This is a genomic window from Kitasatospora sp. NPDC088351 (assembly GCF_040685575.1).
In the GTDB taxonomy this organism is placed as follows: Bacteria; Actinomycetota; Actinomycetes; order Streptomycetales; family Streptomycetaceae; genus Kitasatospora.
This window is the reverse complement of the sequence record NZ_JBFBIL010000055.1, coordinates 6,192-30,308: the sequence shown is the minus strand read 5'-3', so window position 1 is coordinate 30,308 and position 24,117 is coordinate 6,192. Positions and strand designations below refer to the sequence as shown.

Below are 24,117 nucleotides of genomic sequence, written 5' to 3'. Positions count from 1 at the left end.
CGCCCGCCCACACTTCTGGAGGTACCCCCATGTCCCGTCGCGACGGCGACGTCCTTCCCCTGACCGCGGCACAGCGCGAGATCTGGCTCGCCGAACAGCACGCGCGGACAGCACCCGACGCCTACCGCATCGGCGATTACCTGGAGATCCACGGACCGGTCGACGGGGAGCTCGTCGAGACCGCGTTGCGCCGGGTCGTCGACGAGATCGACGTGCTGCACGTGACCTTCGACCACGACGGGCAGGACCCGCGTCAGATCGTCCGTGCGGAATGGGACTGGACACCGGCCCGGCTCGACCTCGGCTCGGAGCCCGACCCCAGGGCGGCGGCCCTGGCATGGATGGCCCGGGACCGGGTGCGCCCGCTGGATCTCACCCGTGACCCGCTCTTCAGCTTCGCGCTGATCAGCCTCTCGCCGACGCACCACATCCTGTACCAGAACTACCACCACCTGGTGATGGACGGATTCGGCCTCTCCCTCGTCCGGCGGCGGATCACGCGGGTGTACACCGCGCTGGCCGCAGGCGGACCGGTCCCGCCGTCGTCGTTCCGTTCCCTGGACGTCCTGCTCCGCAGCGAAGCCGACTACCGCGCCTCGGAGCAGTTCGCCTCCGACCGGTCGTACTGGACGGAGCTGCTCGCCGGCCGGCCGGATCCGACCCGGCTCACCGGTCGGGCTCCGCGGAGCGGGAACGGCCCGCATCCCGCGGTGGAACCGGGGGTGCTCCGCGTGGAAGCGCTGCGATCGGCGGCGCAGGAGACGGGAGGCCACTGGTCCCGGCCGCTGATCGCAGCGGCAGCCCTCTACACCCACCGGCTCACCGGGGACCGGGACGTGCTGATCGGCCTTCCCGTCACCGGCCGCGAGGGAGCCGGACGCGACCTGATGACTTCCCCCGGCGCGGTGGCGAACGTGGTGCCCCTCCGTCTGTCGGTGCGACCGGACACGCGGTGGCACGAGCTGGTCGCCGAGGTGGCACGGGAGTCCGACGCGGCCCTCGCGCACCAGCGCTACCGCAGCGAGGAGGTGTTTCGGGACCTCGGCGTTCCCGGTGCCGGTGGGGCGACGTTCCCGCTCGTCGTCAACATCATGGCCTTCGACTCCGCGCTGAGCTTCGCCGGGCACCCCGCCACGCTGCACTACCTGCTCCCGGAGCCGATCACCGGGCTGTCCCTCTGGATCACCGGTCGGCGGGGAGACAACGAACTCCGGGTCGAACTCAAGGGCGCGCCCCGGACCTGGAGCAACGACGAACTCGCCGTCCACCAAAGGCGTCTGCTCGCACTTCTGGACACCGTCGCGGACTGCGCCCCGCAGGGGCCGGTCGGCCGGCTCGGCCTGGTCACCGCGGACGAGGAGCGGGAACTGCTGGAGCTGGGCGCCGGCCCGGTGGCCGAGGGCTCCGCCGGCAGCCTGCCGGAGGTGTTCCGGGCACAGGTGCGGGCGACGCCGGACGCTGTCGCGGTGGTGGGGCCGGACGCGTCCCTGACGTACGCGGAGTTGGACGCGCGGGCGAACCGGCTGGCGCACGCCCTGATCGCCCGTGGGGTGGGGCCGGGGCGGCTGGTGGCGGTGGCCCTGCCGCGCTCGGCCGAGCTGGTGGTCGCGATCCTCGCGGTGCTCAAGGCGGGGGCGGCGTACGTCCCGGTCGATCCCGAGTACCCCGCCGCCCGGATCGGGTACCTGCTCGACGACGCCCGGCCGGTCCTGGTGGTGACCGACTCCCGCACCCGGGACCGGCTGCCGGAGCCCGGTGCCGCCGAGCGGCTGGTGGTCGACGACCCGGGGCCGGCCGCGCTGGTGGCGGACTGCCCGGCAGCGGATCCGGAGGTGACCGTCGATCCGGAGCACCCGGCCTACGTCATCTACACCTCCGGTTCCACCGGGCGACCCAAGGGCGTGGTGCCGACGCACGGCGGGCTGCTCAACCTGTTCGCCGGTCAGCAGCAGACACTGTTCCCGCCACTGCTGAAGGACCGGCAACGGCTGCGGGTGGCGTTGACCACGTCGGTGTCGTTCGACGCCTCCTGGAACCAACTGCTGGCCCTGTTCGCGGGCCACGAGCTGCACGTCCCGGACCACGCGACCTGGACCGACCCGGACGCCTTCGTCGACTACGCCCGGAGCCGTGGCCTCGACTTCATCGAGGCCACCCCGTCCTACCTCGAAGTCCTCGTCGCACGGGGACTGCTGGACGATCCGCAGTGGCGTCCGGCGGTGGTCGCAGCCGGCGGGGAGGCCGTTCCGGAGCGGCTGTGGGAGCAACTCCGTGAGGCCGACGGGGTGTCCTGCCTGAACTTCTACGGGCCGTCCGAGTGCACCGTGAACTCGGTCGTCGCGCCGCTGGAGTCGAGCCGGCGCCCGGTGATCGGCCGGCCGGTCCCGGGCGCCCGGCTGTACGTGCTGGACGGCGCGTTGCGACCGATGCCGACGGGCGTCGCGGGCGAGCTGTACGTCGCCGGCGCGGGCCTGGCGCGGGGCTACCTGAACCGGCCGGGTCTGACGTCCGGGCGGTTCGTGGCCGACCCGTTCGGGCCGCCCGGCTCCCGCATGTACCGCACCGGTGACCTGGTGCGGTGGGACGCCTGGGGGTCCCCCCGGTCGGAGGCCGGGGGAGGGAACCTGGAGTTCCTCGGCCGTACCGACGACCAGGTCAAGATCCGGGGGTTCCGGATCGAACTCGGCGAGATCGAGGCCGTGCTCGTCGAACACCCGCAGGTCGCACAGGCCGCCGTTCTGGTGCGCACCGAAGAGGACGCCCGGCTGGTCGCCTACGTGGTGCCGGCATCCGGTGCCGAGGTGGCCGCGGCCGCGCTGCGCGAACACCTGCGCGAGCGGCTGCCGGAGTACATGGTGCCGGCCGCGTTCGTGACGCTGGACGCGCTGCCGCTGACACCGAACCGGAAGCTCGACCGTCGGGCCCTCCCGGCGCCCGAGCAGGCCGCAGTCGCCCCGGGCCGCGCCCCGCGCACCGCGACCGAGCACCTGCTCGCCGGGCTGTTCGCCGAAGTGCTCGGAGTGGCCGAGGCCGGGCCGGACGACAGCTTCTTCGACCTCGGCGGGCATTCGCTGCTGGCCACCCGGCTCGTCGCCCGGGCGCGATCGGTGCTCGGCGTGGAGCTGAGGCTGAGCGACCTGTTCGACGCGCCGACGGTGGCGGAACTGGCGGCGGCGGTGGATGTCGCGGGCCGGGCGCGGCCGGCGCTGGCGCGGCGCGAGCGGCCCGGGACGGTTCCGCTGTCCTTCGCGCAACGCCGACTGTGGTTCCTGCACAGCATGGAGGGCCCGAGCGCCACGTACAACATCCCGCTGACGCTGCGGCTGTCCGGAAACCTGGACCAGCGAGCCCTGGAGGCCGCCCTGGCGGACGTGGTCGAGCGGCACGAGAGCCTGCGCACCACCTTCCCGACGGTCGACGGCGTGCCGTGCCAGCGGGTGCTGGACCTCGACGTGGCACGGCCGCGGCTGCGGGTGACCGAGGTCGGCGAGCACGACCTGCCGGATCGGCTGGCGGAGGCGGCCCGGTACGGCTTCGAGCTCTCCGCGGAGCCGCCGCTGCACGCGGAACTGTTCCAGTTGGGACCGGAGGAGCACGTACTGCTGCTCGTGGTGCACCACATCGCCGGTGACGGCTGGTCGATGGGGCCGCTCTCGCAGGATCTGACGACCGCCTACGCGGCCCGATCCGACGGGGCGAAGCCGGAGTGGTCGCCGCTGCCGGTCCAGTACGCCGACTACGCCCTGTGGCAGCGGGAACTGCTCGGCGACGGCTCGGACCCGGACAGCCTGCTGAACGGTCAACTGGCCTACTGGAGCGAGCAGCTGGCGGGCCTGCCCGAGCAGGTGGAACTGCCGTTCGACCGGCCCCGGCCGGCGGCGATGTCCTACCGGGGTGCCCACCTGCCGGTGCGGATCGATGCCGAGCTGCACCAGGGCCTGCGCGCGCTCGCCCGGGACGGCGGGGCCAGCCTGTTCATGGTGCTCCAGGCCGGGCTGGCCGCCCTGCTGGGCAAGCTCGGCGCGGGCACCGACGTCCCGATCGGCACGCCGATCGCCGGGCGCACCGACGAGGCCGTGGACGACCTGGTCGGCTTCTTCGTCAACACCCTGGTGCTGCGTACCGACCTGTCGGGCGACCCGTCGTTCACCGAGCTGCTGGGCCGGGTGCGTGCCGACGCGCTGGCCGCGTACGCGCATCAGGACGTGCCGTTCGAGCACCTGGTGGAGGCGCTGAACCCGGCCCGGTCGCTGTCGCACCACCCGCTGTTCCAGACCATGCTCGCCCTGCAGAACGCGCCGCTCGGCGCGTTCGAGCTGCCGGGGCTGCGGGTGGCGACCGACCTGGTCCACACCGGGACGGCCAAGTGCGACCTGACCTTCATGGTGACCGAACAGCCCGGTGCGGACGGGCTGTCGGTCCTGGTGGAGTACAGCACCGACCTGTTCGACGCGGCCACCGTGGCGGGGATCGTCGAGCGGTGGCTTCGGCTGCTGCGGGCCGTGTCCGCCGACCCCGGCCGGCGGATCGGCCGGGTGGACGTCCTGTCCGCCGACGAGCTCCGCGCGCTGCTGCCGGCCGGCGAAGGCCGGGACGGCGAGCTGCCGGAGAGCGGTATCACCGCGCTCTTCGAGCGGCAGGTACGGGCGAACCCGGCCGCGACCGCCCTTGTGAGCGGCGAAGTGTCGCTGACGTACCGGGAGTTGAACGCCCGGGCCAACCGGCTCGCGCACGTCCTGATCGACCGGGGCGTGGGGCCGGAGCAACTGGTGGCGGTGGCCCTGCCGCGCTCGGCCGAGCTGGTGGTCGCGATCCTCGCGGTGCTCAAGGCCGGCGCCGCGTACGTGCCGGTGGACCCGGAGTACCCTGCGGCCCGGATCGCCTACCTGCTCCAGGACGCCCGGCCCGCGCTGCTCGTGACGACCGGCCGGATCGGCGACCTGCCGGGCGCGGAGGCGGTGGACCGGCTGCTGCTGGACGCCGCGGGCCTGGACGGGCTGCCGGACACGGACCCGGTGGTCCCGGTCGACCCCGGGCACCCGGCCTACGTCATCCATACCTCCGGCTCCACCGGCGACCCCAAGGGCGTGGTGGTCCCGCACCGGAACGTGGTGCGGCTGTTCGACACCACCCGGGAACTGTTCGGCTTCTCCGCCGAGGACGTCTGGACGCTCTTCCACTCCTACGCCTTCGACTTCTCGGTGTGGGAGCTGTGGGGCGCGCTGCTGCACGGCGGCCGACTGGTGGTCGTGGACCACGAGACCAGCCGCTCGCCCGGCCGGTTCCTGGAGCTGCTCGCCCGCGAGCGGGTGACCGTGCTCAACCAGACGCCGTCCGCCTTCTACCAGCTGATCCAGGCGGACGTCGAGGCGCCCGAGACCGGCCGTGAACTCGCCCTGCGCACGGTGGTGTTCGGCGGCGAGGCCCTGGAGCCCGCCCGCCTCGCGAGCTGGTACGAGCGGCACCCGGACGACGCGCCGCGGCTGGTCAACATGTACGGCATCACCGAGACCACGGTGCACGTCACCCACGCGGCACTCGACCGGTCAGGCACCGCCGCAGGACAGGTCGGCACGTCCCTCCCGGACCTGCGGACGTATGTGCTCGACGCCGGCCTGCGGCCGGTGGCCCCGGGCGTGCCCGGCGAGCTGTACGTCGCGGGTGCGGGTCTGGCGCGCGGCTACCTGAACCGGCCCGGCCTGACCGCCGGGCGGTTCGTGGCGGACCCGTTCGGGCCGCCGGGGTCGCGGATGTACCGCAGCGGCGACGTGGTGCGCCGAGGGGCGGACGGCAGCCTGCGCTACGTCGGCCGGGCCGACCAGCAGGTGAAGGTGCGCGGCTTCCGGATCGAGCTCGGCGAGATCGAGGCGGCGCTCGCCGCGCACCCCGGCGTCGCCCAGGTCGCCGTGCTGGCCCGGCAGGACCGCGCCGACGACACCCGGCTGGTCGCCTACCTGGTGCCCGCCTCGGGCTCCGCGCCGCGCCCGGCCGAGCTGCGCGCCCACCTGGCCGGACGGCTGCCGGAGCACATGGTGCCGTCGGTGTTCGTGGTGCTGGACGCGCTGCCGCTGACCATCAACGGCAAGCTGGACCGCCGGGCCCTGCCCGCTCCCGACCTCGCCCCCGCGGGCACCGGCCGCGCGCCGCGCACCCCGCAGGAGCAAGTCCTCTGCGAGCTGTTCGCCGAGGTCCTCGGGGTGGCCGGGGCGGGTGTCGAGGACAGCTTCTTCGACCTGGGCGGGCACTCGCTGCTGGCGACGCGCCTGGCCGCCCGGGTCCGCGCGACCCTGGGGGTGGAGCTGGAGCTGCGCACCCTGTTCGAGACCCCGACCCCGGCCGGCGTGGCCTCCGCCCTGGCGGGTGCCCGCCGGGCGCAGCTGGCACTGGCACCCCACCCGCGGCCCGGGCGGATCCCGCTGTCGTTCGCGCAGCGGCGGCTCTGGTTCCTGCACGAGCTGGAGGGTGCCGGCGCGAACTACCACATCTCGCTGGCCTGGCGGCTGTCCGGGAACCTGGACCGGCGGGCCATGGAGGCCGCCCTGGCGGACGTGGCCGCCCGGCACGAGAGCCTGCGCACCGTCTTCCCGGCGGTGGACGGTGTGCCGCACCAGCAGGTGCTGGACGTCGTGGCGGGCCGCCCGCGGCTGGACGCGAGCCGGACCACCGAGGCCGGGCTGCCGGGCGTGCTGGCGACCGCGAAGGCCCGGCCGTTCGACCTGGCCGTCGATCTGCCGCTGCGCGTCGGCCTGTTCGAGCTCGGACCGGACGAGCACGTGCTCCAGCTGGTGTTGCACCACATCGCCGGTGACGGCTGGTCGCTGGGCCCGCTCACGCAGGACCTGACCGCCGCCTACGCGGCGCGCTGCCGGGGCGAGGAGCCGCAGTGGGCGGAGCTGCCGGTCCAGTACGCCGACTACACCCTGTGGCAGCACGAGCTGCTCGGCGACGCCACCGACGGTGACAGCCCGTTCGCCCGCCAGGCGGCCTACTGGACGCGGCAGTTGGCCGAGCTGCCGGAGCAGCTCCGGCTGCCCACCGACCGGCCCCGCCCGGCGGTCGCCTCCCATCGGGGCGGCTTCGTGCCGGCCGGGCTGGACGCGGAGCTGCACCGCGGACTGCGCGAGCTCGCCCGCGTACACGGGACCAGTCTGTTCATGGTGCTCCAGGCCGGGCTGGCGGCGCTGCTGAGCAAGCTCGGTGCGGGCGACGACATCCCGGTCGGCAGCCCGGTCGCCGGCCGGACCGACCAGGCCCTCGACGAGCTGGTCGGCTACTTCGTCAACACCCTGGTGTTCCGTACGGACACCTCGGGCGATCCGACGTTCGCCGAGCTGCTGGGCCGGGTGCGGGACACCGCGCTGGCCGGGTACGCCCACCAGGACCTGCCGTTCGAGTACCTCGTCGAGGCCCTCAACCCGGCGCGGTCGCTGGCGCACCACCCGCTGTTCCAGGTGATGCTGGTGCTGCAGAACGCGCCCCGGGCCGACTTCGCCCCGCCCGGGCTGCACGTCGGCGACATGCCGTTGACGACGACCACCGCCAAGCTCGACCTGATCTTCACGATGTCCGAGCGGCACGCGGAGGACGGCTCCCCGGAGGGGATCGACGGGTTCGTCGAGTACACCAGCGACCTGTACGACCCGGCCACCGTCGAGACGATGATCGGGTGGTGGCAGCGGTTGCTTCGTGCGGCGGTCGCCGACCCGCGGCGGCGGCTCAGCCGATTCGGCCTGCTCGCCGCGGAGGAGGAGCGTGAGCTGCTGGCGCTGGGTACCGGCCCGGTGGCCGAGGGTCCCAGCGAGAGTCTGGCGGAGGTGTTCCGGGCGCAGGTGCGGGCGACGCCGGACGCGGTCGCGGTGGTGGGGCCGGAGGCATCGTTGACGTATGCGGAGCTGGACGCGCGGGCGAACCGGCTGGCGCATGCCCTGATCGCTCGCGGGGCGGGGCCGGAACGGCCGGTGGCGGTGGCCCTGCCGCGTTCGGCGGGGCTGGTGGTGGCGATCCTCGCGGTGCTGAAGGCCGGTGCCGCGTACGTCCCGGTCGATCCGGAGTACCCCGCCGCCCGGATCGGCTACATGCTCGACGACGCCCAGCCGGTCATGGTGGTGACCGATGCCCGTACCCGGGACCGGTTGCCCGGGGCCGGTGTCGCCGGGGGGTTGGTGGTCGACGACCCGGAGACCGCGGCGACGCTGGAGGGCTTCCCGGCAGCGGACCCGGAGGTGGCCGTCGATCCGGAGCATCCGGCCTACGTCATCTACACCTCCGGCTCGACCGGGCGGCCCAAGGGCGTCGTGTCGACGTACGGCGGCCTGCTCAACCTGTTCGCCAACCAGCGGCCGCTGCTGTTCGCGCGGCGGCCGAAGGGGCGACTGCGGGTGGGACTGACCACGTCGGTGTCGTTCGACGCGTCCTGGGACCAGCTGTTCGGCCTGTTCGCGGGCCACGAACTGCACGTCCTGGACGAGGAGACCTGGGCTGACCCGGACGCCTTCGTCGACTACGCTGCGCGGTGCGGGCTGGACTATGTCGGCGCCACCCCGTCGTACCTTCAAGTCCTGTTCGAGCGAGGTCTGTTGGGCGATGCGCAGTGGCGTCCGGCGGTGGTCGCGGCGGGTGGGGAGCCCGTTCCGGAGCAGTTGTGGGAGCGGCTGCGGGCAGCCGACGGGGTGTCGTGCCTGAACTTCTACGGTCCGTCCGAGTGCACGGTGAACTCGGTGATCGCGCCGCTGGAGTCGAGCCCGCGCCCGGTGATCGGCCGGCCGGTCGGCAACACCCGGTCGTACGTGCTGGACGGCGCGTTGCGGCAGACGCCCACGGGTGTGGCGGGTGAGTTGTACATCGCGGGCGCGGGCCTGGCACGGGGCTACCTGAACCGCCCGGGTCTGACTGCCGGGCGTTTCGTGGCCGATCCGTTCGGGCCGGCCGGCGAGCGCATGTACCGCACCGGTGACCTGGTGCGGTGGGGATCGGACGGGAACCTGGAGTTCCTCGGGCGTACCGACGACCAGGTCAAGGTCCGGGGTTTCCGGATCGAACTCGGCGAGATCGAGACCGTGCTCGCCGACCACCCGCACGTCGCGCAGGCCGCCGTGATCGTCCGGCAGGATCGTACGGAGGACCAGCGCCTGGTCGCCTATGTGGTGCCCGTCACCGGGGAGGAGCTCCAACCGGATACGCTGCGGGCGCACCTGCGCGAGCGGCTGCCGGAGCACATGGTGCCGACCGCGTTCGTGAGCCTGGAGAGCCTGCCGCTGACCGTCAACGGCAAGTTGGACCGGCGCGCCCTGCCCGAGCCCGAGTACACCGCGCCACGCGACGGCCGGGCCCCGCGCACACCACAGGAACACGTCCTCGCGGAGCTGTTCGCGCAGATGCTGGGCGTAGCCCGGGTCGGGGTCGACGACGACTTCTTCGAGCTCGGCGGACACTCGCTGCTGGCGACTCGGCTGGTGGCCCGGGCGCGTGCCACGCTGGGTGTGGAACTGGAACTGCGCAGCCTGTTCGAGACGCCGACGGTGGCTGGGCTGGCCGCAGGACTCGGCCGGGCCGGCCAGGCGCGGCTGGCACTGCGCCACGTTGAGCGGCCCGACCGGGTCCCGCTGTCCTTCGCGCAGCGCCGACTGTGGTTCCTGCACCAGTTGGAGGGCGCCAGCTCCGTCTACAACATGCCGTTGGCGTGGCGGCTCTGCGGCCCGCTGGACCGCGCTGCCCTGGAGGAGGCGCTGGCTGACGTCGTCAACCGGCACGAGAGCCTGCGCACGGTCTACCCGCAGGTCGACGGGGTGCCGTACCAGGACGTGCTGGACGCGCGGACGGTCCGGCCGCAGCTGCCGGTCACCAGGACCGGCGGGACGGACCTGCCGGAGCTGCTGGTGGCGGCCGCGGCGCGCGGATTCGACCTCGCCACCGAACCACCCCTGCGTGCCGAGCTGTTCGAGACGGCACCGGACGAGCACGTGCTGCTGGTGGTGGTCCACCACATCGCCGGTGACGGCTGGTCGCTGGGCCCGTTGTCGACCGACCTGGCCACCGCGTACGCGGCGCGCTGCCGGGGTGAGGAACCGCAGTGGGCACCACTGCCCGTCCAGTACGCCGACTACACACTGTGGCAGCACCAACTGCTCGGCGACGCGGCCGACCAGGAGAGCCTGTTCGCCCGCCAGGTGGCCCACTGGACACGGACGCTGGCGGACCTGCCCGAGCAGATCCGGCTTCCCGCCGACCGCCACCGCTCCTCCGCACCCTCCTGTTCCGGCGGCCACCTCGCGGTCGAGCTGGACGCCGGGCTGCACGCCGGGCTGGTCCGCCTGGGCCGGGAGCACGGGGCCAGCGCCTACATGGTCCTCCAGGCCGCGCTGGCGGCGCTGCTGGACAAGCTCGGCGCGGGCGACGACATCCCGGTCGGCAGCCTGATCGCCGGCCGGACGGACCAGGCGCTGGACGACCTGGTCGGCTTCTTCGTCAACACCCTGGTGCTGCGCACCGACACCTCCGGCGACCCGTCGTTCGCCGAGCTGCTGGGCCGGGTCCGGGAGGGCGCGCTGGCCGCGTACGCGCACCAGGACCTGCCGTTCGAGCACGTCGTCGAGGCCCTCAACCCGTCCCGGTCGCTCGCCCGCCAGCCGCTGTTCCAGGTGCTGCTCGCGCTGCAGAACGTGCCCCGCACCGACTTCGCCCTGCCCGGCCTGAGCGCCGAGATCGAATTGGTGCGGACACCCACGGCGATGTTCGACCTCGGCTTCCACCTGCTGGAGCGCGGTGCTACCGGCGGGACGGCCGAGGGCATCGTCGGGCGGGTCGAGTACAGCACCGACCTGTTCGACCACGCCACGGTGGAGGCCCTGGTCGCCCGGTGGCTGCGGCTGCTGGCGGCGGTGGCCGCCGCGCCGGACCGGCCGCTGAGCCGGATCGACGTCCTCACCGCCGAGGAGCGGCACGAGCTGCTGGTGGCGCGCAACGACACCGCCCGACCGGTTCCCGCCGACGGCCTGCCGGCCCTCTTCGAGGCGCAGGTCCGGGCGACCCCGCAGGCCCCGGCGGTGGTCTTCGAGGGCACCGTGCTGACGTACCGCGAGCTGAACCGGCGGGCCAACCGCCTGGCGCACGCGCTGATCGCCCGTGGGGTGGGGCCGGAGCAGGTCGTCGCCCTGCGGCTGCCGCGCTCGGCCGAGCTGGTGGTCGCCGTCCTCGCGGTGCTCAAGACGGGTGCGGCGTACCTGCCGATCGACCCGGACTACCCGGCCGCCCGCATCGCGTACATGCTGGAGGACGCCCGGCCGGCCGTGGTCCTGGACGACCTCGCGGCCGTCACACCGGCCGAGGAGCGGCCGGAGCACGACCCGGCCGTCGCCGTGGACGCGCGGCACCCGGCGTACGTCATCTACACCTCCGGCTCCACCGGCCGGCCCAAGGCCGTGGTGATGCCCGCCGCCGGGCTGCTGAACCTGCTGGCGTGGCACCACGAGGCCGTCGGCGGCGAACCCGGCACCCGCACCGCGCAGTTCACCGCGATCAGCTTCGACGTCTCGGTGCAGGAGGTGCTCTCCGCGCTGCTGTACGGCAAGACCCTGGTGGTGCCGACCGAGGAGCAGCGCCGCAGCGCCGAACTGTTCGCGCACTGGCTCGACCGGCACGAGGTCGGGGAGCTGTTCGCGCCCAACCTGGTGGTCGAGGCGCTGGCCGAGGCCGCCGAGGAAGCCGGGCTGGAGCTGCCGAGCCTGCGGCTGGTCGCCCAGGCCGGCGAGGCGATGCGGCTGGGCGGCGCGGTGCGCCGCTTCCAGACCCGCCGCCCGGGCCGGGTACTGCACAACCACTACGGGCCCGCCGAGACCCATGTGATCACCGCCTACCCGCTGCCGGCCGACCCGGCGGACTGCCCGCTGCCGGTGCCGATCGGTCGGCCGATCGCCAACTGCCGGTCGTACGTGCTGGATCCGGCCCTGCGGCCGGTCGCCCCCGGGGTGACGGGTGAGCTGTACCTGGCGGGGACGGGGCTGGCCCGCGGCTACCTGAACCGGCCGGGGCTGACGGCGAGCAGGTTCGTGGCCGACCCGTACGGCCCGGCGGGCTCGCTGATGTACCGCACCGGCGACCTGGTTCGCTGGCGCGCCGACGGCGAGCTGGAGTTCGCCGGCCGGGTGGACCACCAGGTGAAGGTGCGCGGCTTCCGGATCGAACCGGGCGAGATCGAGGCCGAGCTGACCGCGCACCCGGGCGTCGCCCAGGTCGCGGTGCTCGCCCCGGAGCAGCGGATCGTCGCGTACGTGGTGCCCTCGGCGCAGCGACCGGCCACCGCGGAAGCACTGGCGGCGTACCTGCGCGAGCGGGTGCCGGACCACCTGGTGCCGTCGGCGTTCGTGCTGCTGGACGCGCTGCCGCTGACGCCGAACGGGAAGCTGGACCGGGCGGCGCTGCCCGCGCCCGAGCCGGGCACGGCCGGAGCCGGCCGGGCGCCGCGCACCCCGCAGGAGCAGATCCTCTGCGAGCTGTTCGCCGAGGTCCTGGGCCTGCCGCGGGCGGGCGTCGACGACGACTTCTTCGACCTCGGCGGGCACTCCCTGCTCGCCACCCGGCTGATGTCGCGGGTCCGGGCGACCCTCGGCGTCGAACTGGAGCTGCGCAGCCTGTTCCGGACGCCGACGCCCGCCGGGCTCGCGGCCGCCCTGCACGAGGCCGGCCGCGCGCGGCAGGCCCTGGTGCCCAGGCCCCGCCGCGAGCCGATGCCGCTGTCGTTCGCCCAGCGCCGGCTCTGGTTCCTCCAGCAGTTCGGCGCGCCGAGCGCCACCTACCACATGCCGCTGGCCCTGCGGCTGTCCGGCGACCTCGACCGGGCCGCCCTGAACGCCGCGCTCGCGGACGTGGTGGCCCGGCACGAGACCCTGCGCACGGTCTTCCCGCACGCCGGCGGAGTCCCGCACCAGCGGGTGCTGGACGCCACCGAGGCCGCTGTCCCGCTGACGGTGCGCGCGGCCGGGGAGGCGGAGGTACCGGCCCTGCTGCGCGAGGCGGCGGTGCGCGGCTTCGACCTCACCTCGGACCTGCCGCTGCGGGCGGAACTGCTCGCGGTCGCGCCGGACGAGCACGTGCTGCTGCTGGTGATGCACCACATCGCCGGTGACGGCTGGTCGATGGGCCCGCTGGCCCACGACCTCGCCACCGCCTACGCCACCCGGCGGGGCGGCGGGACACCCGCCTGGCCGCCGCTGCCGGTGACGTACGGCGACTACACCCTGTGGCAGCACGAGATCCTCGGTGACGAGCACGACGCCGACAGCGTGTTCGCCCGCCAGGTCGGCTACTGGAGCGAGGCGCTGGCGGGGCTGCCCGAGCAGCTGCAACTGCCCGTCGACCGCCCGCGCCTGGCCGCCATGTCGTACGGCGGCGACCTGCTGGACGTCCGGATCGACGCCGAACTTCACGCGGCGCTCGCGGAGTTGGCGCGGCGCTCGGGGGCGACCCTGTTCATGGTGCTGCAGGCGGCGCTCGCCGCGTTGTACACGCGGTTGGGTGCGGGGACGGACATCGCGATCGGGAGTCCGATCGCGGGGCGTACGGACGAGGCGCTGGACGAGCTGGTCGGGTTCTTCGTCAACACCCTGGTGCTTCGCACGGACACGAGTGGTGATCCGTCGTTCGTGGAGCTGTTGGGTCGGGTTCGGGAGACGGCGCTGGAGGCGTTCGCGCACCAGGACGTGCCGTTCGAGCACCTGGTGGAGGTGTTGAACCCGTCCCGGTCGCTGTCGCACCACCCGCTGTTCCAGACCGGGCTGGTCGTGCAGAACGCGCCGGGCGGCGACTTCGACCTCCCCGGCCTGCGGGTCTCCGGGATGGCCGTGACCACGGGGACCGCGCGGCTCGACCTGACCTTCGGGTTCGCGGAGGAGCACGGACCGGGCGGCGCGCCGGCCGGGCTCAGCGGTGCGGTCGAGTACAGCACCGACCTGTTCGACCGTGCGACGGTCGAGACGCTGGTCGCCCGCTGGACCAGGCTGCTGGCCGCGGTCGCCGCAGCCCCGGAACGGCCGATCGGCGGGATCGACCTGCTGTCCGCCGAGGAGCGCGCCGAGCTGCTTCCCGCCGTCGGGGACGGGGCGGCCAAGGCGAGCCTGCCGGAGCTGTTCGCGGCGCAGGTGGCGGCGACGCCGGATGCGGTCGCGCTGGTCTGCGGCGGCACCGAGCTGACGTACCGGGAGCTGGACGTCCGGGCGAACCGGTTCGCGCATGCGCTGATCGCCCGGGGTGTGGGCCCGGAGCAGGTGGTGGCGGTGGCGCTGCCGCGGTCGGTGGAGTCGGTGGTGGCCGTCCTGGGCGTGTTGAAGGCCGGGGCCGCGTATCTGCCGGTGGATCCGGCGTATCCGCAGGCGCGGATCGCGTTCATGCTGGACGATGCCCGTCCGGCGCTGCTGGTCGACGACCCGGCGCTGGTGTCCGAGGTCTCCGACCGGCCGGAGAACGACCCGGAGGTCGCGCTGGATGTCCGGCACCCGGCGTACGTGATCTACACCTCGGGCTCGACCGGCCGCCCCAAGGGCGTGGCGGTCAGCCACAGCGGTGTGTCGGGCCTGGTGGCGGCGCAGGCCGAGCGGCTCGGCGTGGCGCCGGGCAGCCGGGTGCTCCAGTTCGCCTCGCCCAGCTTCGACGCGTCCTTCTGGGACCTGTGCAGCGCCCTGCTGACCGGCGCCGCCCTCGTCCTGGCCCCGGCCGAGGCCCCGCTGGAGACCCTGACGGACCGCCGGCTGACCGTCACCCACGTCACCCTGCCGCCCTCGGCCCTGGCCGCCCTGCCGGAGGGCTCGGTGGCCGCGTCCACGCTGGTGGTGGCAGGTGAGGCCTGCCCGCCGGAGCTGGTGGCCCGGTGGGCGCCGGGCCGGCGGATGATCAACGCGTACGGTCCGACGGAGACGACGGTGTGCGCGACGATGAGCGACCCGCTGTCGCCGGCCTCCGGTGTGCCGCCGATCGGCCGACCGGTCGCGGGCTTCCGGGTGTACGTGCTGGACGAGCGGCTGCGGCCGGTGCCGCCGGGCGTCGCGGGGGAGCTGTACGTCGCCGGCCCGGGTCTGGCGCGCGGCTACCTGAACCGGCCCGGTCTGACGGCCGGGAGGTTCGTCGCCTGCCCGTTCGGCCCGGACGGTGACCGGATGTACCGCACCGGCGACCTGGTGCGGCGACGCACGGACGGCGAGCTGGAGTATGTCGGCCGGGCCGATCAGCAGGTGAAGGTGCGCGGCTTCCGGGTCGAGCTGGGCGAGGTCGAGGCGGCCCTGGCCGAGCACCCCGCCGTGGCCCGGGCCGCCGTCCTCGCCCAGGAGGAGAGGCTCATCGGCTACGTGGCCGTGCGGTCCGGCGCGGCGGTTCGCCCGGCGGAGCTGGCGGCACACCTGCGCGAGCGCCTGCCGGACTACCTGGTGCCGGCCGTCTTCGTGGTGCTGGACACGCTGCCGGTGACGCCGAACGGGAAGCTGGACCGGGCGGCGCTCCCTGCGCCCGAGGCCGTGACCACGGAGGCGGGCCGCGCGCCGCGCACCCCGCAGGAGCAGATCCTCTGCGGGCTGTTCGCGGAGGTGCTCGGGCTGGCGAAGGTCGGGGTCGACGACGACTTCTTCGAGCTGGGCGGGCACTCCCTGCTCGCCACCCGGCTGGCCGCGCGGGTGCGCTCGGTGCTCGGTGTGGAACTGGGGCTGCGCGCGCTCTTCCAGGCACCCACCGTGGCGGGCCTGGCCGCGGCGCTGAGCGAGGCGGGCCGCGCCCGCCCGGCGCTGACCGCGCACGAGCGGCCCGAGGCTGTGCCGCTCTCCTTCGCCCAGCGCCGGCTCTGGTTCCTGCACCGCATGGACGGCAGCACCGCGACCTACCACATTCCGCTGGCGCTCCGACTGACCGGGACACTCGACCGGGCGGCACTGGACGAGGCACTGGCCGACGTGGTGGCCCGGCACGAGAGCCTGCGGACGGTCTTCCCGGAGGTCGACGGCGTACCGTGCCAACTCGTCCTGCACCCCGGCGCGGCCCGGCCCCGGGCGCGGCTGACCGAGGTGTCGGAGGCCGAGCTGACGGAGCGGCTCGCCGAGTCCGCCCGGCAGCCCTTCGACCTGGCGGCGGAACCCCCGCTGCGGGCCGAGCTGTTGGCGGTCGCGCCGGACGAGCACGTGCTGCTGCTGGTGGTGCACCACATCGCCGGTGACGGCTGGTCCACCGGGCCGCTGGCCCGCGACCTGGCCGAGGCGTACGCCGCCCGGTGCGAGGGCCGCTCGCCGGGTTGGTCGCTCCTGCCGGTGCAGTACACCGACTACACGCTGTGGCAGCGCGACCTGCTCGGTGACGCATCCGACCCGGAAAGCCGGTTCGCCGAACAGCTCGACTACTGGAAGCGCCAGTTGGCCGGCCTTCCGGAGCTGCTCCCGCTGCCCACCGACCGGCCGCGGCCGGCCGTCGCGGGCTGGCGCGGGGACCAGGTCGGCCTGCAGCTGAGCCCCGAACTGCACACAGCGCTGGCAGAGTTGGCGCGGCGTACCGGCACCAGTCTGTTCATGGTGCTGCAGGCGGGCCTCGCCGCGTTGTACACGCGGTTGGGCGCGGGGACGGACGTTCCGATCGGGAGTCCGATCGCGGGGCGTACGGACGAGGCGCTGGACGAGCTGGTCGGGTTCTTCGTCAACACGCTGGTGCTGCGGACGGACACGAGTGGTGATCCGTCGTTCGTCGAGTTGCTGGGTCGGGTTCGGGAGACGGCGCTGGAGGCGTTCGCGCACCAGGACGTGCCGTTCGAGCACCTGGTGGAGGTGCTGAACCCGTCCCGGTCGCTGTCGCACCACCCGCTGTTCCAGACCATCCTGGCTGTGCAGAACGCGCCGATGGGCCGGTTCGCGCTGCCCGGCCTGGACGTGGCCACCTTCGCGGTGGCGACCGGCACCGCCAAGTTCGACCTCGGCGTGAGCCTCGCCGAGCAGTTCGGTCCGGACGGCAGTCCGGCCGGGATCGTCGGCGTGGTGGAGTACGCCACCGACCTGTTCGACCGGTCGACGGTCGCCGCCCTCGCCCGGCGCTGGACGCTCCTGCTGGAGACGGTCACCGCCGATCCGGAGCAGCCGATCGGACGGATCGACCTCCTCGACGCGGACGAGCGGCACCGGCTGCTGGAGCGGGGCAACGCGACAGCCCGTGAGGTGGGCGCCGTCCCGGTGCCGCAGGCCTTCGCGGTGCAGGTGGCGGCGACGCCGGATGCGGTCGCGCTGGTCCGTGGCGGCATGGAGTTGACGTATCGGGAGCTGAATGCCCGGGCGAACCGGTTCGCGCATTCCCTGATCGCTCGGGGTGTGGGGCCGGAGCAACTGGTGGCGGTGGCGTTGCCGCGGTCGGTGGAGTCGGTGGTGGCCGTCCTGGGCGTGTTGAAGGCCGGGGCCGCGTATCTGCCGGTGGATCCGGCGTATCCGCAGGCGCGGATCGCGTTCATGCTGGAGGACGCGCGGCCGGTGGTGGTGGTCGACGATCCGGCGCTGGTGTCCGAGGTCTCCGACCGGCCGGAGAGCGACCCGGTGGTCGCGCTGGACGTCCGGCACCCGGCGTACGTGATCTACACCTCGGGCTCGACCGGCCGCCCCAAGGGCGTCGTGGTCGGCCACGGCGGCGTGGCCAGTCTGGTGGCCGCCCAGATCGAGCGGTTCGCGATCGAACCCGGCAGCCGAGTGCTCCAGTTCGCCTCGCCCAGCTTCGACGCCTCGGTGTCGGAGATCTTCACCGCCCTGCTGCGCGGCGCGGCCCTGGTGCTGCCCGCAGCCGAGCCGGTGGCCGCGCTGACCGACCCGGGCCTGGCGGTCACCCACGTGACCGTGCCGCCGTCCGTCCTGGCCGCCCTCCCGGAGGACTCGCTGCCCGTCTCCACGCTGGTGGTGGCGGGTGAGGCCTGTCCGCCGGAGCTGGTGGCCCGGTGGGCGCCGGGCCGGCGGATGATCAACGCGTACGGTCCGACGGAGACGACGGTGTGCGCGACGATGAGCGACCCGCTGTCCCCGGCGGCGGGTGTGCCGCCGATCGGCCGTCCGATCGCCAACGCTCGGGTGTACGTGCTGGACGAGCGGCTGCGGCCGGTGCCGCCGGGCGTGCCGGGGGAACTGTACGTGGCCGGCGCCGGGCTGGCGCGCGGGTACCTGAACCGACCCGGTCTGACGGCCGGACGGTTCGTCGCCTGCCCGTTCGGCAACGACGGCGACCGCATGTACCGCACCGGCGACGTGGTGCGGTTCCGTGCCTGGGGGTCCCCCCGGCCGGTGGGGGCACCTCCCAGCCGCCAGGCTGGGGGCGCTGGGGGAGGCCAGCTGGAGTACCTCGGCCGGGCCGACGACCAGGTGAAGGTGCGCGGCTTCCGGGTCGAGCCCGGCGAGGTCGAGGCGGCCCTGGCCGAGCACCCCGCCGTCGCCCGGGCCGCCGTCCTCGCCCAGGACGACCGGCTCATCGGCTACGTCGTCCCGCGTCTGGAGGCGTCCCGGGACAGCGGTCTCGAAGCCGACCACGTGGGCGAGTGGCAGGACATCTACGACGCCCTGCCCATCACCCCCGAGGAAGCCGCCTTCGGCCGGAACTTCGTGGGATGGAACAGCAGTTACGACGCGAGCCCGATCCCGGTCGAGCAGATGAGGGAGTGGCGGGACGCCACCGTGGCCCGCATCCTGGCCCTGCGCCCCCGCCGGGTGCTGGAGGTAGGCGTCGGTACCGGACTGCTGCTCTCGCAGGTCGCGCCGCACTGCGAGACCTACTGGGCGACCGACTTCTCCGCGACCGCGATCGACACGCTGGCCGCCCAGGTGGCCCGACAGGAGGACCTGGCCGAGCGTGTCGTGCTGCAGACCCGCCCGGCGCACGACACCGACGGACTGCCCACCGGGACGTTCGACACCATCGTGATCAACTCGGTGGTGCAGTACTTCCCGTCCGCCGAGTACCTTGCGGACGTGATCGGGAAGCTGATGGGGCTGCTCGCCCCCGGCGGCGCGCTCTTCATCGGCGACGTCCGCAACCTGCGGCTGCTGCGCCCGCTGGCCACGGCCGTTCAGCTGCACCGAACCGGTGACGGCGCCGACCTCGCCGCAGTGCGCCGCGCCGTGGAGCAGGCCGTCCGGGTCGAGAAGGAACTCCTGGTCGACCCGGACTTCTTCACCGTCCTGCGGGAGCACGGCACGGACGTCGGTGTGGTGGCCGTGGAGGTCAAACGCGGCCGCCACCACAACGAACTGAGCCGCTACCGCTACGACGTGACGCTGCACAAGTCGCCGGCCGCCCCGGCGGCCCCGGGCCGACCGGTCGAGCTGGAGTGGGGGCGGCAGGTCGCCGGCCTGGCCGAGCTGCGCGAGCTGCTGGCCCAGCCGCTCGCGGGCGTGCTGCGGGTCACCGGGGTGCCCAACCGCCGGGTGGCGCGGGAGTCCGCCCTGGCCCGCGCGGTGCAGGACGGGGACGCCTCGCTCGCCGAGCTGCTGGAACGGCTGCACGCCCCGGAGGAGGGCGGCCTGCCCGACCCGGACGACTTCCACGAGCTGGGGCGGGAACTCGACCGCTGGGTGGGCGTCACCTGGTCGGCCACCCAGGCCGACGCCGTGGACGTCGTCTTCGCGGATCCGCGGGCGCACCACGGCTCCCCGGTCGAGCCGTACCGACCGGTCAGGGCCACCGGCAGGGCGCTGTCCTCGCTGACCAACCGCCCGACCGGCAGTAGGGGCACCGGCGCCCTCATCGGCGAACTCCGCGACTGGCTGCGCGGGCGGCTGCCCGACTACCTGGTCCCGTCGGCGTTCGTGGCGCTGGAGACGCTTCCACTGACGGCCGGCGGCAAGCTCGACCGCCGCGCGCTGCCCGCTCCCGACCTCGGCTCGGTCGGAGCCGGGCGGGCGCCGCGCACCCCGCAGGAGCAGCTCCTCGCCGAGCTGTTCGCCGAGGTGCTCGGGCTGGCCCAGGTCGGGGTCGAGGACAGCTTCTTCGACCTGGGCGGGCACTCGCTGCTGGCGACCCGCCTGGCCTCCCGGGTGCGGGCGACCCTCGGCGCGGAGCTGGAGGTCCGCACGCTGTTCGAGACCCCGACCGTGGCCAAGCTGGCGGCCCGTCTCGACGGCTCCGGAACGGCGCGGCCCGCACTGACCGCCCACCCGCGTCCCGAGCTGGTACCGCTGTCCTTCGCCCAGCGCCGCCTGTGGTTCCTGCACCGGATGGACGGGCCGAGCGCCACCTACAACATGCCGCTCGCACTGAGCCTGACCGGCGGACTCGACCGGCAGGCCCTGCACGCCGCGCTGGCGGACGTGATCGCCCGGCACGAGAGCCTGCGGACCGTCTTCCGGGAGACGGGCGGCGTGCCGTACCAGGTCGTGCTGAGCGCCTCGCAGGCGCACCCGGAGCTGCCGGTGGTCGAGATCGACGAGAGCCGACTGGCCGAACGGCTGGCGGACGCGGCCCGGCGCGGCTTCGACCTGGCCGCGGAACCGCCGGTCCGGGCGGCGCTGTACGCGCTCGCCCCCGACCGGCACGTGCTACTGGTCGTGGTGCACCACATCGCCGCCGACGGCTGGTCGATGGGCCCGCTCTCCGGCGACCTCGCGGCGGCCTACGCGGCGCGCTGCCGGGGCGAGGAGCCGCAGTGGTCCCCGCTGCCGGTGCAGTACGCCGACTACACCCGCTGGCAACGCGATCTGCTCGGCGACGCCGCCGATCCGGACAGTCTGTTCGCCCGGCAACTGGCCTACTGGAAGGACGAGCTGGCGGGGATTCCGCAGCAGGTGCAGCTGCCCGCCGACCGGCCCCGCCCGCCGGTGGCCTCCCAGCTGGGCGGCCGGGTCGTGGTCCGGCTGGACGCCGAACTGCACCAGGCACTGCGGGACCTGGCCGCCGAGCGAGGTGCCAGCATGTTCATGGTGCTCCAGGCCGGCCTCGCCGCGCTGCTCACCCGGCTCGGCGCCGGTACGGACATCCCCATCGGCAGCCCGATCGCCGGCCGTACCGACCAGGCGCTGGACGAGCTCGTCGGCTTCTTCGTCAACACCCTGGTGCTGCGCACCGACACCGGCGGCGACCCCGGCTTCGCCGAACTGCTCGGCCGGGTGCGGCAGAAGGCACTCACCGCGTACGGCCACCAGGACGTGCCGTTCGAGTACCTGGTCGAGGTGGTCAACCCGGTGCGGTCGCTGGCCCACCACCCGCTGTTCCAGATCATGCTGGCCCTGCAGAACGCGCCGTTGGGCGAGTTCGCACTGCCGGGGCTGGAGACCGGCCACCTGGAGGCGCCGACCGGGACCTCCCGGGTCGACCTGACCTTCAGCCTGGCCGAGCAGTTCCGCCCGGACGGCGGCCTCGACGGCCTGGTCGGCGCGGTGGAGTACGCCACCGACCTTTTCGACGCGCCCACCGTGGAGCTGCTGTTCGACCGCTGGGCGCGGCTGCTGCGCGCGGCGGCCGCCGACCCCGACCGGCCGATCAGCCGGATCGACATCATGTCCGGCGAGGAACGCCACCGGCTGCTGTCCGAGTTCACGGGCGCCACCGCCGAGCTGCCCGAGGCCGCGGTGCCGGAACTGTTCGCCCGCCAGGTCCGGGCCACCCCGGACGCCGTGGCGGTCGCGGCCGGCGGCATCGAGCTGACCTACCGGGAACTCGACCTGCGGACCAACCGCCTCGCGCGGGCGCTGATCCGCCGGGGCGTCCGGCCGGAGACACCGGTCGCGGTCATGCTGGAGCGCTCGGCGGAGCTGGTCGTGGCGATCCTCGCGATCGTCAAGGCGGGCGGCGCCTACGTGCCGCTCGACTCGCGCTTCCCGTCGTCCCGCATCGAGCTGATCCTGCGGGAGACCGGGGCCGCGCTGGTGCTCACCGAGGACGTGCCGACCGCGCTGCTCCGGGCCGAGCCCGACTCGTCCGAACTCGAAGTCCCCTGCGACCCCCGGCAGCTGGCGTACATCATGTACACCTCCGGATCCACCGGGCGGCCGAAGGGCGTGGCCGTCACCCACCGCGACGTGGTGGGCCTCGCGCTCACCCCCGAATGGCGCGGCGGCGGACACGAGCGGGTGCTGATGCACTCCCCGACCGCCTTCGACCTCTCGACGTACGAGCTGTGGGTGCCGCTGCTCAGCGGCGGCCGGGTCGTGGTCGCACCGCCGGAGCGGCTCGACCTCGACCTGCTGCAGCGGACGGTCACCGAGCACCGGGTGACCGGCCTGTGGCTGACGGCCGGCCTGTTCCGGCTGGTCGCCGAGGAGCGGCCGGGCCTGCTCGCCGGGGTCCGCGAGGTCTGGACCGGCGGTGACGTGGTCTCCCCGGCCGCCGTCGCCCGCGTGCGCGCGGCCTGCCCCGGCATCGAGGTGGTCAACGGCTACGGGCCGACCGAGGCCACGACCCTGGCCACCTGCCACCCGGTGCGCACCCTCCCCGAGCACGCCGCGACCGTGCCGATCGGCGGGCCGATGGCCAACATGCGCGCCTACGTGCTCGACGACCACCTGCGGCCGGTGCCGACGGGCATGGTCGGCGAGCTGTACCTCGCGGGAGTGGGAGTGGCCCGCGGCTACCTCGGCCGCCCGGGTCTGACGGCCGAGCGGTTCACCGCCGACCCGTACGGGCCGGCCGGGAGCCGGATGTACCGCACCGGCGACCTGGCGTGGTGGCAGGCATGGGGGCACCCCCGGCCGGTGGGGGCACCTCCCGGCCGCCAGGCCGTGGGCGCTGGGGGAGGCACGCTGGAGTTCGCCGGACGGGCCGACCACCAGGTCAAACTGCGCGGTCTGAGGATCGAGCCCGGCGAGATCGAGGCCGTGCTCGCGAGCTGCCCGGGCGTCGCCCAGGCAGCCGTGGTGGCCCGTGAGGACCAGCCGGGCGACAAGCGGCTCGTCGGCTACCTGGTGGCCGCCCCCGAGGGGGTGCCCGAGGCGGGCGAGCTGTTCGACCGGCTGAGCCGCGAGCTGCCCGAGTACATGGTGCCGTCGGCGTTCGTCACCGTGGACGCGCTGCCGCTGACCGCCAACGGCAAGCTGGACCGGGCTGCCCTGCCCGCCCCCGAGTACGGTGCGCCGGGCACCGGACGCGGCCCCCGGACGCCGCAGGAGCAGCTGCTGTGCGACCTGTTCGCCGAGGTCCTCGGCCGGGAGCAGGTCCGCATCGACGACAGCTTCTTCGGCTTGGGCGGGCACTCGCTGCTGGCCGCCCGCCTGGCGTCCCGCGTCCGCGAGACCCTCGGCGTCGAGCTGGGCCTGCGCACGCTGTTCGAAGCGCCGACCGTGGCCGGGCTCACCGAACGCCTGGTCATGAACGATCCCGATGACGCGCTGGACGTGGTACTGCCGCTGCGCACCACCGGGAACGGGACACCGCTGTTCTGCATCCACCCCGGCGGCGGCATCAGCTGGTCGTACAGCGGGCTGCTGAACCACGTCGGTCCCCAGCACCCGGTCTACGCGATCCAGGCGCGCGGCCTCGGCCGGCCCGAACCGCTGCCGACGTCCTTCGAGGAGATGGCGGCCGACTACGCCGAGCAGATCCGCAAGATCCAGCCGGAGGGCCCGTACCTGCTGCTCGGCTGGTCCGCCGGCGGGCTGATCGCCCACGCGCTCGCCTGCGAGCTCCAGTCGCGCGGCGAGCGCACCGCACTGCTGGCGATCCTCGACGCCTACCCGGTGAAGGACGTGCAGTTCGAGGAGGTGCCCGTGCCCACCGAGCGGGACGTGCTGGTCGGTGTGCTCGACGTCGACCCGGACGAGCTGGGCGACCGGGCGCTGACCTACGGCGAGGTCGCCGAGATCCTGAACCGGCGGGGCAGCGCGCTGGCCGGGCTGACGGAGCGACAGATCGAGGTCATCGTCCAGATCATGATCAACAACGCGAAGCTGGCAGTCGACTTCGTTCCCGGCGAGTTCGACGGAGACCTGCTGCTCTTCAACTCCACGATCGACCGGACCGAGGACAACGCCGGGCCCGGGATCTGGCGCCCCTACATCGCCGGCCGGATCGAATCGCACGAGATCGCCACCCGGCACAACCGGATGACCCAAGCCGGCTCGCTGGCCCAGATCGGACCGATCCTGGCCGCCAAGCTCGCCGAGGCCACCGGTGATACCCCAACCCGCAACCAGGAGGACTGATTTC

The 24,117-nt window shown here is 74.0% G+C and carries 1 protein-coding gene; it reads left to right on the top strand.

The features are described from left to right. Positions 1-29: 29 nt before the first annotated feature. Positions 30-24,113: a non-ribosomal peptide synthase/polyketide synthase gene (locus AB0P06_RS29250; RefSeq protein WP_363612529.1), complete on the top strand. Its 24,084-nt coding sequence runs from the start codon at positions 30-32 to the stop codon at positions 24,111-24,113. Positions 24,114-24,117: the final 4 nt, after the last annotated feature.